Genomic DNA, 15,365 nt, shown 5'->3' with positions numbered 1-15,365 from the left:
GAAGAATGCCTCGTCAGCTGTCATCCTGATCCTCTTTGCACTCCTTTTCCATTTCCTTTATTTCCTTCATATGTTCCTGATATTCCTCTTCCACCTTTGAAGTAGCGGGCAGAAAGGATTCGTTATTATTATCGACCCGCTTTCCATACCGGATCATTTCGTAAATAATCATCCCGTTGTTCGGCTTCCCGTTTACTGTCATCATCGGAACGATATCGAATAATACATAGTAAAAAGCATAGAACACAAAACGATCCCAAAAAGTCTTATATTCTTCGCCCCACCCATTCGCGACAAGGAAATTAATGAGGAGGGCAAGGGTGAGATTCATCAGAATCGGCCCTGAGTAAATGCAAATATATGCGAATTTGCTTTTTCGTTTTAATCCATCGTACGAAAACCAACTATACAAGTGATAATACTTCCGGATATCAAGCATGCCGATTTTAAGAATACGGGGACCTGACCCGATGGTAAGTCTCGGTTCAATAACCCCAAATAGCCAGCTGACAATCAAATATCCCGACTCGCGAATGAAGACGACAATTGGCAAGATGATAAAAGCTGAAATGACAAGGGATACGAGATCAGATAGTCCAAACATTTTTAAATCACATCCCAACTAAAACCGGCAAAACATGATTCATAGAATACCCGAAACATTTTGGTCTAAACCCAAACAAGTAGATTGACAGGATAGTTCCCACTACGTATACTAATAAATGCTTTGATGATTAAAGTATTTAATTGATAAAATATACGCGAGGGGAAGTATTGGGATGAAAAATAATGAAGCATTCTCCCGTTTCGAGGAGTTGTTTTGGTCGGTAACGAGAAATATGGGGCATATGTGGTCAAAGATTTTTGAACAGCATCTTCCAGGCTCCCAGTCGTATCTCATTTTTATGCTTGAGCGGAAAGGACCTTTGCGAATGTCAGAGTTGGCGGATGCCCTTCATCTGACGGCGGGTGCTGTGACGACCGCTTCCGATAAATTAATTGAACAAGGCTATATTGAGAGGAAACGCGATGAGGTCGATCGTCGTGTTGTTTATTTAGAGATTACCGACAAGGGCCGGGAGACGATGGAGCAGTTGCGAAACGAAGGCAGGAAGACAATGAAAACCGTTTTTGGACACCTGTCTGAAACAGATCTTCAACATATGACAGCTACCTTTGAACAGGCTGCGGCTAATATCGATTTGCTCAGAAAGGAAGGGATGGCATGAATCATTTATCAGATAAGAAAAAAGTGTCCATTATGCTTGCCATCATGGCAGCGATGTTTTTCTCCGCCATTAACCAGACAATTATCGGGGTAGCGATGCCGAGAATTATTGCAAAGCTTGGCGGTATGGACTATTACACATGGGTCATTACCATCTATCTTTTAACGATGGCGGTATCGACCATACTCGTCGGAAAGCTGTCGGATATTTATGGACGGAAGCCATTTTTATTGGCAGGGATCGCCTTTTTCATGATTGGGTCCTTCCTGTCCGGCTTTTCGCAGGACATTTTCCAATTGATCATCTTCCGGGGTATTACAGGGATCGGCGGCGGGATGATTATGTCAAATGCCTTCACTGCTGTCGGTGACCTCTATCTGCCGAGGGAACGGGCGAAATGGACCGGAGCAATGAGCGGGATCTTCGGAATATCGAGTGTGCTCGGTCCGCTTATGGGCGGTTTTATTGTCGACCATCTTGATTGGCACTGGGTGTTCTGGATCTTCCTCCCGCTTGGCCTTGTCGCGTTCGCGATGATCTTCAAGCTATTTCCGAAAGTTCCGAGAAGAGAAGGCGAGTCCATCGACTATTTTGGATCTTTCTTTTTGACGGTGACGATCGTGTCCGTCTTGATGGCGTTTAGTTTCGCCGGGGAAGGAGTCGGTAAATATGCATGGGGATCCTGGCAGATTCTCGGTTTGTTCGGCCTGACGATCGTGGCGTTACTTGCCTTTATGATTACAGAAACAAAGGTGAAGACGCCAGTCCTGCCACTTTCCTTGTTCAAGAATGACATCGTAACGGTTTCCAACATTGCAGGTTTCTTGCTTGGCATGGGCATGATGGGCGTTATGATCTACACGCCGTTCTTCATTCAGGGGGTTAAAGGAATTTCCCCGAGCGGTTCCGGTTATATTATGATGCCAATGTCCATCGTTATGGTGTTCGCGACGACCTTTGCAGGTGCGTACATGACGAAGTCCGGGAAATATAAAGGCCTTGCCATTACGGGGTTAAGCGTGACCGCACTGGGGATTTTCTTGCTTTACTTCATTAATATCAATACGCCGATCTACGTCCTGATCAGCTATTTATGCATCGTTGGATTAGGGCTGGGCGCCAGTATGCCAGTATTTTCCTTGACCGTTCAGAATGCTGTCAGCATGAGACAGCTTGGTGTTGCTTCTGCCTCCTCTCAGCTGTTCCGATCGCTCGGGAATACGATGGGAATCGGAATCCTGGGGGCAATTATGAGCTCTCGGATGGCCACTAGCATGAAGGAAATGTTTACGGACGGCAGCATGAATACGGCTGCTTCACTTCCGCCAGAGCAAGCACAGCAATTCGGAGCGCTGATGAATCCCGAGGTCTTGCTGGATCAGCCGAGACTGGAACAGCTCCAAAAGGCTTTGCCTGCGGATTTGCAGCCAGTGGCAGAACAAATGATTACCGCAGTGAAAGATGTGTTCGCCGACGCCTTAACGACAACGTTTTTAGCCGGGGGAATCATTATGGTCATTGCTGTTCTATTTGCTGTCTTCCTCCGGGCAATCCCTCTTGTTTCTGCAGAAGACAAGATGCGGAAAGAGTTTCAAAAACATCAAGGGACGAAGAAGCACCAACCACAGCCATAACGAAGGAAAGACGGTCTTTTCGGAGGCCGTCTCTTTTCGTTTTTCATTGACAACAAAAGGGAAAAAGAGAAGAATGGGAAATATCTTATGACCGGAAGGAGAAGTTTTATGGAACGAATAAAATGGATGCTAATGGTTGCAGCGATCTCCGTTCTCGTCGCCGGATGTACGAAGGCAAACGATAATAACGGTCAGACCGGAGCAGAGAACAAGCCGCCCGTGACGAATGAAACAAATGATGCTGCCGATAACGAATCAACCGGAAAGGATACATCCAAAGGGCAGACGGAATCTCAATCGCCCGAAACCTCAGTAGAAGACGAGCAGAAACAAATGGCGCTGGATACGCTGAAAGACTTGGCGGCACGTGCGAAGGAAGGGAAAGTATATCGTCCGGATCAAGGCTTTGTGATTGGAAAGACGACGAGGAAGGACGTATACAATACAATTGGCGAGGCGGAAGAGAAGGATCAGGGCTATGAGCACTATCATGGCTCGATGGGCAATCCTTCCGTCGCATTCAAATACGATGGGGACGGGGTTCTCGAGGAAGCCCGATATTTTGGAACAAATGTAGAACGCCAGACGAACCTCGGTGGGATTACTGAAGAGGATTTGACAGAGCAGCTTGGAAAACCGGATGATATTCGGAAGATAGAAGCGACAGGCGAAAAGAATATACGCTATCATGTAGGGGAGTTCGAATTACAGTTCATTATCGGGGACAACGGGACGCCCGATCATGTGAATTTGAAGAAATGGCAAGGGTGATGGCAAGGGGGGATTATGTATGATAATTATCTTGATCGTTGTAATTTTACTTGGAATAGCGCTGATGTTTTATTCAAAGCTGGCGATGGTCGAAGAAAGGGTTAAGCGGCAGGATAGATTGTTGGAACGGTTGCTGAAGCATATGGAAATTGAAACACCGGTCTCTGAGGAAGTGCTTGCCTTATTGCGGAAAGGTAAGGAAGTGCAAGCCGTGAAAGAGGCGAGGGAACGGTTTGGCTTTTCCTTGCTGGAGGCCAAGCAGTATGTGGACCAATTGAAGGACAAAACGACTAAATGAAAAACAGGCCGCGGGAGATTCCCAGGCCTGTTTTCATTATAATGGGATCATAATAAATGAGGAAAGGCAGCGACATTTATGAAGAAACTAAAAGTATCTGAGTTGAAAAAGCATTTGAATCTGCTGGATAAAAAGATGTTAATTGAGATGATGGTGGAAATACATAAAAACAATAAGAGTGTTCAAGACTATTTTGCAGTCAAGTTTTCAGGTGAATCAGCAGTGGCTGATCTAGTGGAACGGGCAAAAAGTGAAATTAAGAATGAATTCTTTCCGGAACGGGGACATGGCAAGCTACGATTGGCTGTTGCGAAAAAGGCGATCAGTGATTTCAAAAAGCTGACCGGAGACGAGGAGCAAACTGTGGATCTGATGCTTTATTACGTGGAGCTGGGAACTGAATTTACAGCCACCTATGGCGATATTGATCTCCCTTTTTACAACAGCATGCTGTCCATGTATGAAAAGGTCGTGGATTTTTGTGAGGGGGACAGTACAGCAGGCAAGCATTTGGAGGAGCGGTTGTATCGTGTGGTCAGAATGAGTGATGGAATCGGTTGGGGGTATCATGATGGGTTATGCAATTTGTTTTATTCCATCAGCTGGCTGGAAGATGAATAGACGTCGTGTCCATTCATCTCCCTTGCTTGGCACACAATAGCCCGTCACTTTTTCCGCAATGATCGAACGATAAAGAAAATCATGGTCCCGAATAGGACGATGAGAAAAACAGGTAAAAAGGCGATGCCAAGAGAATCAGCTTTGCCCAGAGACACTTGGAGAGAACGGAAACTGATATACGCTAAGAAAAAAAGAATTTCATTTTTCATGATGTTTAGCAATAGCCGTGAATTCTTGTATTGAAATTCAATATTGGACTCATTTAAATTCATGTAGTTGTGCCATTCTGGATGCTTTTCCAAAAAGGCCATGAACACAGTTAAAATGGCGGCAATGATCGGCAAAATGATTAGTTCCCACTTGGATCCCCATCGATCTATGTTTCCGGCTGCATCAAAATGGCCGGGCACTTGATCAGGCAGCTGGCCCCAAGCATAGACAAGATAGCCAATCCATGAGATGAAAACGATAAAGCCAATCAGATCAGCCACTTTTTCCAATAAGGTTTTTGAAATGGTAAGTTTCGGACGATTATACATAGAGGTACCCTCCACAATTCTTCGTTGTTAACTTTACGGAGAAAAGGGACAAAAGTTTCATCTGCTCTGCAACAGTCTTTCGCAATGAAACCATGACAATCATCCAGTCTCTATTGTACGATAGAAAAAAAGGAGGATGTTTCATGGTACAGATCGGGATTATCGGTTTAGGGGCAATCGGCCAACGCTTGATTGTGCAATTTTCAGCACATGAGGATGTGTCCGTAGTAGCTGTATGTGATCATTTGGAGTCATTGGCAAAGGAAACCTCCAATCAATTAGGTGGTATTCAATTCTATACAGATTATAAGAGATTGATTGAAGACGAGAAAGTGGAGCTTGTTTATGTTGCCGTGCCGCCAAAATATCATCATGCCATTGTCATGGATGTGCTGCGTGCGAAGAAGCATGTCCTCTGCGAGAAGCCGCTTGCGAATTCTGTAGAAGAAGCAGAAGAGATGATGGATGCGGCGAAAGAGGCGGGTGTCGTCCATGCGATGAACTTCCCGTTGAATTATGGTCCGGCTGCTGCGAAGTTTTCCGCGTTGATAAGTGAAGGCTATGTGGGGCAATTAAGACGGTTGCAGTTGACGATGCAATTTCCGGAATGGCCGCGTGCCTGGCAGAAAAATGAATGGGTCGGCGGACGGGAACAAGGCGGCTTCGTCTTGGAAGTCGGCGTGCATTTCATCCAGCAGACATTGAAGATATTCGGAAATCTTTCCAACATCCAAACCCGGTTGGAGATGCCTGCTGATCCTGACCGTTGCGAAACGGGCATTATCGCAACCGCTGAGCTGGCGGACGGCACGCCCGTGTTGATTGAAGGCATGAGTGGCATGGCCGGCAAAGAACAGATCGGGTTTACGGCATTTGGGACAGATGGCGTCCTATCGCTTGAGAACTGGGGCACGCTGCGCGGGGGGAAAACAGGCGAGCTGCTTGAGGAGATGGCGATTGAGGATGCAGCTGCTCCGCGCCTGGTTGATGAGCTCTTGAAAGCGGTGAAAGGACAAGCCGCCGAAATTTATGATTTTGAGGTTGGCTATCGTTCTCAGGTTGTGTTGGAGGCTTTGCGGACTGGTTCCGTCAGCGTGTAAACTTAAATTGAATACAATCAAAAGGAGATGTTCTAAGTAGAAACATCTCCTTTTCCATCATTTTTCTATTTCAATGACTATATCATCCAGAATAATTTCTTCTTTTGGAGCAGTGCTTCCGATATTACGATAGATGTTGCCATTTTCATTTGTCCCGTCTTTTTGCGCGAGCTTCAAAATAGGCGTTACAATTAACCGAGTGGCATCTGGATGCAGCTTTTCGAATGTACTCGTATGTCTCACGTGTGTTAATCCGAAACCGCCATTATGCTCATTTTCATATATATGTCCAAGATCATCTTTAACAATTATATCTATTGAAATAAAATCCCATTCCCTTAAAAGTTCGGTAGTAATGACTTCGTTGTAGAAGATGAGAAATGACATAGGGGTATACACAATTCGTTTAACTGTTACGGTAACGTCATTTTTATCGGATTTCAAATCAACCAATTGCTCCTGATTATCTGTAGCATGCAAATCAAATTGGAAATTCCAGTTCACTTTAATAGGATCAATACCCTCATCCGGTTGGATCCCACTAATTATGAAATTAAAACTTCCTTTTTCAACACGATGATCTGTATAAAGGGTAGCCTGTGTAATACCGGCATAATGAGTGCCATTGACCTTCTTTATGTCGTGGTTTCCTGAAACTATAAACTCATGTAAACCCTCAGGTAAATTAGGCAATCCCAATATCTGTGGTGATTCACCCAGGTCTTTCTTTGAAAATAAATCGTACGTAATATACAGCGTCTTTCCATCAAATACTGCTTCGTTAATGACCATTTTGACTCCATTTTCTTCTTGGGACAAAGAAAGCACGTTTGCATTCTCATTAAACCCATCTACAAAGCGATCTGAACTAAACAGTTTATACACAAGCCCGATGACCGGCAGTTCTTGTGCAAAAGATGTAAACGATAATCCAAACAGACTGGCGGATAGGAGGCCAGCTGAAATGGATGCAGCCATAATACTTTTCTTCCATCTAGAGGGGGGCTGCTTTATCATCTTTTGTTGCAAAGAACGGATCAATCTTTTTTTGTCAGTGTCGCTGACTGCTTCCTCGTCATAACGATCTACATCTATTTGTACGTCATTTAAGTAATCATAAATGTCCTTCATAAGAAAACCTCCTGTCATCACGTAACTTCTTTTTCCCTCGATAAATTCGATTATCGACAGCCGACTTGCTTAGGTCGAGCACTTCTGCGATTTCGGCAGGATGGAATCCGAGCAAGTACCGCATGATGAAAATCTGTCGATCAACCTTGTCCAATTGGTTCAGCAGTTGGTTGACTCGGTCTTCTGCAAGTACCTCTCCCGTAGGAGCATCAGGGGGAAGCAATTCCACGAATTCAGCCGGTATCTCCGTATTTTTAACTTCTTTCCTGTAAATATCGATCGCTTTGTATTTTGCCACTGCACAAATCCAATTCTTAAACGAATCTGCATCTGACCCACGGAACTTTCTTGCGTTTTGCCAGATGGATAAAAACACATCATTCACGCACTCCCCGATTAATTCCTCGCGCCCAATTGGACCCAAGACGTGGCGAACTACATTTTTTAACAATGGCATATAGCGATCCACAATATATTCCAACGCATCTTCCTTACCGGATTGGAGACGTCTAATAAAATTCCTGTTAGTAGACTTCATAGTTTTCTCCTTTGCTATTCTGTAAAGGCCCTTACACTATATAATACGAAAGAAGAACGTCTTTTTTCGCAATTGCATTTAAATTGTTTACACAAACAAGAATGGAGTGGGTATGGTGGATTTATTTTCAATCATAAAAAAGGACAAGGAATACTGGCTTGTCGATCAAGTAAAGCGGGATGGGGTGTCGGATGCAGAGTATCTCGATGCGTTTAGAAGCCTGCTGGCGGAGTGGAGAGAAGGAGAAATTGGCTACTTGTCGCTTTTGATGGACCCTGTTTATGAGAAATGGCTTGTGGGACAAGGATTCCGCAATATATCTACGGTTGTGGAGTATACCCGTAGCTTGGAGGAGGACTTTTCACAGGACGCTGCCATTGAGGCGGAGTCTTTGGCGGATAGCCAAATGATTGATGGTGAATTTGCTGACTTGTATGAACGTTGCCGAAGCGGTTCGGCAAATAAAAACAACCTGTTTACGATTGCACAAGTGATGGAATCTCTTGAAAATGAATTGGGTCATGAGTGGCGGTCACATTGTTTTATGTTCCGGCAGGAGGGCAGGCTGATCGGGCTGAGCATTCCGATTATTGAAGAAGGAACGAAAGATGAGGGACGGTTGTTTTATTTTGGAACGGTGCCCGAAGCGAGAGGCAAGGGGTATGGAACGGCTATGCATCGTATTTCACTGGAATTACTGAAGCGCATCGGTGCTGCTTATTATGTCGGCAGTACGGACGAAGCCAATGAAAATATGATTCGCATTTTTAAACGGAATGGATGCATGCTTCGGGACCGAAAAGGAATTTATCGATTGGATATAAAATAAGTAAGTAACATGGATTCTCCTATGGTAAAGTAGATGGAAAGATTAGGAGGAATTGTATGTTTACATATCGGATCAACGAAGAAACAGAATTGAAACTGCTGGAGACGCGTCATGCTGAGCAGCTATTTGAACTCATGAACAAATCACGGGATAGTTTACGAGAGTGGCTGCCTTGGCTGGATTACAATCAAACGGTGGAGGATTCGAGAAAATTCATTGCAGGTACTTTAAAAAAGTATAGCGAGAACAATGGGTTTGAGGCTGGCATTTGGTATCGAGGTGAGCTGGCAGGCGTGGTTGGCTTGCGCAGTATCAATTGGGCAGCTCGATCGACGTCCATCGGTTATTGGCTTGGAAAAGACTTTGAGGGGAAAGGCTTGATGACGCAATCTTGCCAAGCTGTCATTGATTATTGTTTCAATGAACTCGATCTGAATCGAATTGAAATTCGGGCTGCCGTGGAAAACCACAAAAGCAAGGCTATTCCCCAGCGGCTCGGGTTTGTAAAGGAAGGCCGCATACGGCAGGCTGAATGGCTGTATGATAAGTTTGTTGACCATGATGTGTTCGGGCGAATTAAAGCAGATACTTTAGCATAGAAGGCGAAATGCTCAGTTCCATCCGCCATGGGATAGAACTGAGCATTTTCATTCACCGGATGGTCCGGCTGGTTGAGCAGGATCCGTTGTAGGCTTGTTCTTCTTCTTCTTTCGAATGAAACTCCAAAGTGCAGCGATTCCGGCAACAATTAGGACGCCGAATTTTTTAGCAAATGCCAAAATAACTGCGAGCAATCCAGCCTTTTTCGCTACCGCCAAACCGGTTCCACCTAAAATAAGGGCGGATAGTCCATAGTTTGCGACTTTGTCTGTGGATTTATCAAAATCGGTGTACTTATTTCCATCTGTAATATTGAGTTGAGATAAGATCTGATTTTGAAGGATTTGTTTGTCTGCTTCCCTGTTTTCAGGGTCTGTAACAAGAATGACCGAAATATTCCCTTCTCTCGTTAAAATCCTCGTATTATAGTTCAAGAAGGTTTCCTTATTATCATTTTCTAGCAATAAAGACCACGTCAAGTTATGTGTATCTTCATCGTAGAAAGGTTCAATATCCCAACCTGTTACATAATAGCGCTCGCCTGGCTCCCGATCTTTGTTCGCTTCCTCTGCTCCCGCCTGATAGCTCTTCAGCAAAGCCTTTGCGTCGATTTTTTCATCATCTTTGATGTGTCCAGTCTCTTCATAATCGAAATAGACAGCCCACGTTTGTTCTTCATCCATGGAGTAAATACTACCGACTTCGTCACCAGAAACAGGATCCCCATATTCCAGCGCCAGCTGCCTTGTGTCTTCACCATCCAAGAAGAGAAAATCAGGATCCAGGTCAACCGTTGCAATCTCACCTAAGTCTACGGTTACTCCCCCTTCAATCCAGTTGTACTCATACTCAGCGTCTGCAGCCCCAGCTGTACTCAAAACCATAAACAAGGCTGCGACCATTGCGGTCAATCGTTTCATGCTACTAATCCTCCAAGGTTCTATGGTATGAAAATATGTAGTGCGCAAGTGAAATGGAAATTGGAAGTACTAATCATTCCAAATCAAACCAATAATGATTATAGCAACAACTTCGAAAAAAGATATAACTTACATAATAATCACTAATAAATAAATAGTAATCCCTATAAATAATGGTGGATTCGTAGCTATTTGGATGTGCGTTACTTGAAACTTTTGTAAAAGAGACGGGGAGGAGAAGGTTGAGGGGAAAAGGATAGCCGTCGCTATCCTTTTTCTTAAAGATTCATAATTGATGCCAGGAATTGTTGCTCTTTCTCAGTAAATGGATTGGGGAAATCAAGTGGCTCCGCCTGATCAATTTGAGGAGAAATAGCATCTATGTTGCTCTTCATCGTTTTATTCATAATGGCTGTCAAACGAGTAGCGATTTGTTGTGCTTCCTCAGAATCTGGAGAGATTTCCTCTTGTACTGCTACTTTAATAGCAGTCAAAATGTTCGTCCATTCTTTCTCCAGTTTGAGTTTCTCACTTTGATCGACTTCGTCGATTAGTTCGCTCGGCAGGTGTTTGCTCAGCCAATTATCCGTTTCGTTTGCCAAAATAAGCATATGAAGCATGGAGCTGAAGACGGAAACATCTACAGTGGGTTCTTCTTCTACCACTCTTTTAAGATGCTCGAGGTTTTCCAGGATTTCCTGAATTTCATTGAGCTGGGCTTCGAACGATCTTTGTTGATATTCAATTGAATCAAGCATGACATCGCGCGCAATTCGTTTTTGCTCGATCATCTCTTTGATTTCCTTTAAGGGAAAACGTAAAAATTTCAAAGCTTGAATTTGCTGAAGCTGATGCAGGTCGTCTGTGTTATACAGACGATGTCCGCCTTCTGTGAAGTTGCTCGGTTGTAATAGGTGAATGCTGTCATAGTAGCGGAGTGTGCGAACGCTGACACCCGACTTCTTTGCGAATTCACCAATCGTGTACAGGACTGTTTCCAAAGGAACCTCCTCCTATTCTGTCTTGAAATAGCGGATGACCGGATACGAGAATTTCTTGCCCATCAAGGTAAAAATAGCCGCTACCAGGATAAGAATCGTTTCCAATAGTATGAGTAGCAAGGCAAGGGTAGCTGCAAAGGGCCAAATCTTAAGCAATACTTTAGTCAAAATGATGAAAATCGGAAAAAAGGTGAAGTGGAGATTCAAGCCTTCTTTCGCATGATAGGTAAAGTAGCTGCTTTTCTTCCGGACTAGGAAATAAACGACCAATGGCAGAAAAAAAGTGAGAAAGAGGGAAAGGACATGCATGGCCGCAGCAAGCCAACGTTTCCCCATAGATACTTGTTTCAATTTATTCGTCTCCTCTACAAATTGTAGTTCCTCTGTGGAACTCATTTTTTATGGTAGAAGATGACGTGGCTGGAGATTCAAGAGCTTTGAAAAAAATTATTGCTTCGAAATGTGCCCAGTTTTTTAAGGAAGAACAAAAAATAACTGTTCTTCCTTTTTACGTTTTCGGAGAAGAGTCGAATTTATTTTGAGTACTTATTAGACAGTACAAGGCAAATGGCATAAAACACTAACACCAAAACAACGATAGGTAAAGAGTAGAACCAAGTTCCCTTAAACAATGGCAAAGCCATTAGGTAGCTTAAAATTAAAGAAATTAAGCCTCCTACTGTATAGCGAAGCGTCCTTGAAACCAAGCTTATATTGTTTGAAATTTGTTTAAAGGCTCTATCTAAGTTTTTTACATTATGCAACCCAAAGCATAATGTAACGTTCAATCGATCTATCAAATGCTGTCAGGATGGCTTCCAATTAGAATAGAATCGATAGGAATGCCAAGCCAAAAACGATGAATAGGAAGAATGCGCCTGCAGTAAACAGCGAACCAAATGTAATGAGGACCTGTTTCCAAGAAACCTCATTGTCGTCCTCGACTTCGTTCACTGTCACGAATGAATGCCCCTTTCGTTTGATAGACTTTCCTAAATATAGATACTTTAAAATACATCCATAGAATTATTCGCTCCATATTTCCCAACATTCAAACTATTGAAATTTACATTAAACTGAAAGACAATTAAAGTAGAAGTTCTGGCCAGTCTTCTAACAAATCGCAAAGGGGAAAACACAATGAACCTAATTAAAAAACTCTTCCTTGTAGTTGCAGCCATGGCTTTACTATTTACAACAGGACTCGTTCAGAATGTTGAAGCCGCAGACGCTTCGGTCTTGCAGAAACAGCTAAACGAAGCTGTTGCTCAATCACTGTATTATGACAAAGAATCAGGAAAGGTCTTCATTGACAGCGAAAAAGTAGGTAGCATGTTCCATCTTAGCATGAATGAAGAGCTTCAAATCAAACAGGCTAATGAAGAACTTGCCGAGTTATCAAAAGAAGAAGTAGAACAATTCCTCATTGAAGCGGGTTATGATCTAGATGAGTTGGAAGACGGTCAATATGTGCCAAATATAGCACCAATTATTTGGCTTATTGGCATCGGAATTGTTGTTGTAGCACTCACTTATTTAATTTCTAAATACTGGAAAGAATCCACCAAGAGAAGTTTGATTAATGGTTGCTACAACATGAATGGAAAGCCTAGATTAGATGATCGCGACCGCTTTGGTTTTGACTTCAAAGTGGATGAGTTTCATGCCGAATACGTTGATGGTTACAATTTCGTTTGTGACAAATAAATAACTGAAACAGAAGGCCGCACGGAGTAAATTGCTCGATGCGGCTTTTTGTCATTTGTTAAACTCAAGACACCAAGTTATCGCATATGCAATAGTCGAAGTGATTAATATCAATGCGATTAAATAAATAGGAAAGGATGGAAATCGGTAAATAATGGATGTGGAAAAGACAATAAGAATCATGGCGACAACTCCACCTGTACTCGCAACCACATAAGAAGTACGAGCAGCCCTATTTGTGATAAATCGTTCTCGTTCATCTGAGTCTTGAAGTTCTCCAGATTTCATCATTAACTCTGATGTTTTTCTTGGCTTTAACTTCCATGACATCACCACATATATGAGAACAAGGAAGAAACATAATGCAAATGGGAATAGATTTAATTCTACATCAACTGGAATGTATTTCCCTCTAGCGTAAGCTCTGTCAAATTCATCCATTAACCAAATTTCTCGAAATGCTACGTCCATGGAGTAAGCAAATACAATAGTAATGATAATCTTGCTTATACTTTCAAATATGACGACTTTCATTACGCGTCCCCCTTGAAAAAGATTTGGTCGACCGGCTCCTGAAAAACTTCTGCAATATTCATCGCAAGCAATAGTGAAGGCACATAGGTACCTTTCTCCAACGCGATAATGGTTTGACGTGTAACCCCCACTTTTTCAGCCAAGTCCTTTTGCGTAAGGTTCGATCTTGCCCGTAGCTCTTTTATTCTATTCTTGATCTCCATTTCTTCCCTCCTTAGCTCTTATCTCAAATGTAAATTGTTTTTTACATAATGTAAAGAATTTCTTACATATAGAGTGTTGGGAAAATGAAAAGCAATAACCATTCTTAAGCCTCTTTTTGAGCGATTGTTTATTAAATATTCGAGTTGCCCTTGTTTGATTATGAAGACGATTACGGTCTTTCCTTTCATGACAAATAAAAAAGAACCCAATTCATGAAGAATCAGGCCCCCCTAGAGTATATAGATTAGTTCACTTTTTGATGAACCGGCGGCTTCCCTTTTAGCGGCTCTGGTAGATCGTCGTCTGCTGCGGAAACTGCACCCGCAAAGAACAGCGACAATACAAGAACAGATAATATGCCCCAAACTTTTGCTTTTTTCATAAATCATTACCCCTTTATAGTATTTTTTTTAGATACTTGAGAGCTGACTTATACTGGCGACATTCCTCGAAGTACGCAACCAATTCATGGATATATTCCTTGATCATTTGTTGATCTGAACGCTCCTCGAAATATGGCAATGCTACCGTTGTAATATAAAATTCGAAAATGGGATCATGTTCCAATTTCTCCAGTTTGTACCTGAGAACTTGAAATTTTATGATATGCTCTTCATCTTTAACACTTTCAGCAATCTCTTCTCCGAGATTAACGTACTCAGTTGCACTCGAGTCATTTCCAATGCGTAGAAACTCTTTAGAAATGCTGTAGCAAGTTTTCATTCGTGCCCTGTCGTCGTCACGATAGCCAAGGCTTGTTTCAAATGCCATAATCGCTTCGGAGGACTTACCTTCATCGGAACAGACCAACCCTAAGTTATGGTAAACTTTGGAGATGACTTCCTGGTTGTGTGAGGGCACCACTTTCTCCAGGATGCTAAGATAAGTTCCTTTTGCTCGCTCCAAGTTCCCGATTTTCCGGTAGTTGATTCCTAATAGAAGCTGACAATTCACGCATTGCTCATAATCCATCTTTCGAGCAAAAAGTTCCAAGGCTTTTTCCTCGTAAAATGTCGACATGGAATATTCACCTAGAAGATGATGTACGAGTGCAAGCTGGTAATACACATCCTCAATTTCACTCTGGGGCACAAGTTTTTCGGCTTCTTTGTACAGAATGAGCGACTTTGTTAGGCTGCCATACATGTAATGAAAAAGCCCGCCATACCGGTTGTAATATGGTTTCATCATTTCGGGTAGATACTCTTGTAGCTTAGCTGTCTCCTCGTAGAGTTCGCAGGCTTCCTCGCGCTCTTTCTTCATTAATGCAATGCGCAATCCGAACAACACTTTAAACACCTGCAATGCTGGATCGATCATCATTCGATTCTTCGCTATGAAATCGTTATATAGGATAATCGCACTCTCATTGCATCCATTCCGGATTGCCCGGTGAAGTTCCAATGCTTTCAGTTGCAGTTGATGATGAAGATCAACTTCTAGCTTCAAATCTGTCGTTTTCAATCCAAGCTTGGAACTGAAGATATCTAACATTTCATCGCTTGGCTCTACGATCTCGTTTTCAATTTTGCTTAAATAGGAAGTAGCGCACACTCCCAAAGCCAACTCTTTTTGTGTTAGATTGTTCTTGTTGCGGAAGTATCTAATTTTCGAACCGATTCCCACCCCTTTACCCCCCTTTCTCTTATCTGCTAGTTTACCAAAGAAATACCTTACTGTTAGTCTTTGTAATGATGGGAAAATTACGG

21 protein-coding genes are annotated in these 15,365 nt (G+C 42.8%); 9 read left to right on the top strand and 12 right to left on the bottom strand.

Annotation, left to right across the window (positions count from 1 at the left end; translation table 11 throughout):
* Positions 1–13: 13 nt before the first annotated feature.
* Positions 14–604, bottom strand: coding sequence for a hypothetical protein (locus tag L7D49_RS05125; protein ID WP_238079749.1), 591 nt, complete (start codon positions 602–604; stop codon positions 14–16).
* A gap of 175 nt (positions 605–779) precedes the next feature.
* Between L7D49_RS05125 and L7D49_RS05120 the strand changes: the two genes are divergently transcribed.
* From L7D49_RS05120 to L7D49_RS05100, 5 genes are all read left to right on the top strand, one after another.
* The gene (locus L7D49_RS05120; RefSeq protein ID WP_238079748.1) at positions 780–1,229 is read left to right on the top strand and encodes a MarR family winged helix-turn-helix transcriptional regulator; all 450 of its coding nucleotides are present in this window, start codon (positions 780–782) and stop codon (positions 1,227–1,229) included.
* Positions 1,226–2,863 carry an MDR family MFS transporter gene (locus L7D49_RS05115; RefSeq protein WP_238079747.1) on the top strand — a complete coding sequence of 546 codons (1,638 nt, stop codon included), beginning with the start codon at positions 1,226–1,228 and terminating at the stop codon, positions 2,861–2,863. The genes L7D49_RS05120 and L7D49_RS05115 overlap by 4 nt, the downstream gene beginning before the upstream one ends.
* Positions 2,864–2,971: 108 nt before the next feature.
* Positions 2,972–3,634 (top strand): YjgB family protein, encoded by a 663-nt coding sequence (locus tag L7D49_RS05110; protein WP_238079746.1) that lies wholly within the window; start codon positions 2,972–2,974, stop codon positions 3,632–3,634.
* Between the two features lie 19 nt (positions 3,635–3,653).
* On the top strand, positions 3,654–3,932 hold the full coding sequence (locus L7D49_RS05105; RefSeq protein ID WP_238079745.1) for a hypothetical protein: 279 nt from the start codon (positions 3,654–3,656) through the stop codon (positions 3,930–3,932).
* Between the two features lie 78 nt (positions 3,933–4,010).
* Positions 4,011–4,553, top strand: a complete 543-nt coding sequence (locus L7D49_RS05100) for a DUF6155 family protein (RefSeq protein ID WP_238079744.1) — start codon at positions 4,011–4,013, stop codon at positions 4,551–4,553.
* Positions 4,554–4,597: 44 nt separating this feature from the next.
* On the opposite strand, the gene L7D49_RS05095 is transcribed toward L7D49_RS05100, so the two are convergent.
* Positions 4,598–5,092 (bottom strand): DUF1648 domain-containing protein, encoded by a 495-nt coding sequence (locus tag L7D49_RS05095; RefSeq protein ID WP_238079743.1) that lies wholly within the window; start codon positions 5,090–5,092, stop codon positions 4,598–4,600.
* A gap of 143 nt (positions 5,093–5,235) precedes the next feature.
* Between L7D49_RS05095 and L7D49_RS05090 the strand changes: the two genes are divergently transcribed.
* The gene (locus L7D49_RS05090) at positions 5,236–6,192 is read left to right on the top strand and encodes a Gfo/Idh/MocA family protein (RefSeq protein ID WP_238079742.1); all 957 of its coding nucleotides are present in this window, start codon (positions 5,236–5,238) and stop codon (positions 6,190–6,192) included.
* A 57-nt stretch (positions 6,193–6,249) separates the two neighbouring features.
* Here the strand turns inward: L7D49_RS05090 and L7D49_RS05085 are convergent, their stop codons facing one another.
* Both L7D49_RS05085 and L7D49_RS05080 read right to left on the bottom strand, forming a co-directional pair.
* Entirely contained in the window at positions 6,250–7,323 is a 1,074-nt protein-coding gene (locus L7D49_RS05085; protein WP_238079741.1) for a DUF4179 domain-containing protein, read from the bottom strand.
* A complete protein-coding gene (locus L7D49_RS05080) occupies positions 7,307–7,861 on the bottom strand; it encodes a sigma-70 family RNA polymerase sigma factor (RefSeq protein WP_238079740.1) in 555 nt (184 codons plus the stop codon). Before L7D49_RS05080 ends, L7D49_RS05085 begins: the two co-directional genes overlap by 17 nt.
* A 115-nt stretch (positions 7,862–7,976) precedes the next feature.
* Here L7D49_RS05080 and L7D49_RS20320 point away from each other — a divergent pair, with 115 nt between their 5' ends.
* A complete protein-coding gene (locus L7D49_RS20320; protein WP_238079739.1) occupies positions 7,977–8,690 on the top strand; it encodes a GNAT family N-acetyltransferase in 714 nt (237 codons plus the stop codon).
* Positions 8,691–8,746: 56 nt separating this feature from the next.
* Complete coding sequence (locus tag L7D49_RS05070) at positions 8,747–9,289, top strand: GNAT family N-acetyltransferase (RefSeq protein ID WP_238079738.1); 543 nt, start codon at positions 8,747–8,749, stop codon at positions 9,287–9,289.
* Between the two features lie 48 nt (positions 9,290–9,337).
* Here L7D49_RS05070 and L7D49_RS05065 read toward each other — a convergent pair whose 3' ends face one another.
* The 4 genes from L7D49_RS05065 to L7D49_RS05050 all read right to left on the bottom strand — a co-directional run bounded on the left by L7D49_RS05065 (position 9,338) and on the right by L7D49_RS05050 (position 12,171).
* Positions 9,338–10,210 carry a DUF2167 domain-containing protein gene (locus L7D49_RS05065; protein WP_238079737.1) on the bottom strand — a complete coding sequence of 291 codons (873 nt, stop codon included), beginning with the start codon at positions 10,208–10,210 and terminating at the stop codon, positions 9,338–9,340.
* Positions 10,211–10,488: 278 nt separating this feature from the next.
* Positions 10,489–11,211 (bottom strand): MerR family transcriptional regulator, encoded by a 723-nt coding sequence (locus L7D49_RS05060; RefSeq protein WP_238079736.1) that lies wholly within the window; start codon positions 11,209–11,211, stop codon positions 10,489–10,491.
* 12 nt (positions 11,212–11,223) lie between these two features.
* Entirely contained in the window at positions 11,224–11,562 is a 339-nt protein-coding gene (locus L7D49_RS05055; RefSeq protein WP_238079735.1) for a magnetosome magnetite crystal formation protein family, read from the bottom strand.
* 471 nt (positions 11,563–12,033) lie between these two features.
* A complete protein-coding gene (locus tag L7D49_RS05050; RefSeq protein WP_238079734.1) occupies positions 12,034–12,171 on the bottom strand; it encodes a hypothetical protein in 138 nt (45 codons plus the stop codon).
* Positions 12,172–12,351: 180 nt separating this feature from the next.
* Between L7D49_RS05050 and L7D49_RS05045 the strand changes: the two genes are divergently transcribed.
* Positions 12,352–12,918, top strand: a complete 567-nt coding sequence (locus L7D49_RS05045; protein ID WP_238079733.1) for a hypothetical protein — start codon at positions 12,352–12,354, stop codon at positions 12,916–12,918.
* Between the two features lie 51 nt (positions 12,919–12,969).
* Here L7D49_RS05045 and L7D49_RS05040 read toward each other — a convergent pair whose 3' ends face one another.
* From L7D49_RS05040 to L7D49_RS20315, 4 genes are all read right to left on the bottom strand, one after another.
* A complete protein-coding gene (locus L7D49_RS05040) occupies positions 12,970–13,452 on the bottom strand; it encodes a hypothetical protein (protein WP_238079732.1) in 483 nt (160 codons plus the stop codon).
* The gene (locus tag L7D49_RS05035) at positions 13,452–13,655 is read right to left on the bottom strand and encodes a helix-turn-helix transcriptional regulator (protein ID WP_238079731.1); all 204 of its coding nucleotides are present in this window, start codon (positions 13,653–13,655) and stop codon (positions 13,452–13,454) included. The genes L7D49_RS05040 and L7D49_RS05035 overlap by 1 nt, the downstream gene beginning before the upstream one ends.
* 245 nt (positions 13,656–13,900) lie before the next feature.
* Positions 13,901–14,038, bottom strand: a complete 138-nt coding sequence (locus tag L7D49_RS05030) for a hypothetical protein (RefSeq protein ID WP_238079730.1) — start codon at positions 14,036–14,038, stop codon at positions 13,901–13,903.
* Between the two features lie 14 nt (positions 14,039–14,052).
* Positions 14,053–15,282 carry a helix-turn-helix domain-containing protein gene (locus tag L7D49_RS20315; protein WP_238079729.1) on the bottom strand — a complete coding sequence of 410 codons (1,230 nt, stop codon included), beginning with the start codon at positions 15,280–15,282 and terminating at the stop codon, positions 14,053–14,055.
* Positions 15,283–15,365 lie beyond the last annotated feature (83 nt).

This window comes from Sporosarcina cyprini, assembly GCF_022048975.1.
GTDB classification, from domain to species: Bacteria; Bacillota; Bacilli; order Bacillales_A; family Planococcaceae; genus Sporosarcina; species Sporosarcina cyprini.
The sequence above is the reverse complement of the archived record's forward strand: the minus strand, read 5'-3'. Positions and strand labels throughout refer to the sequence as shown.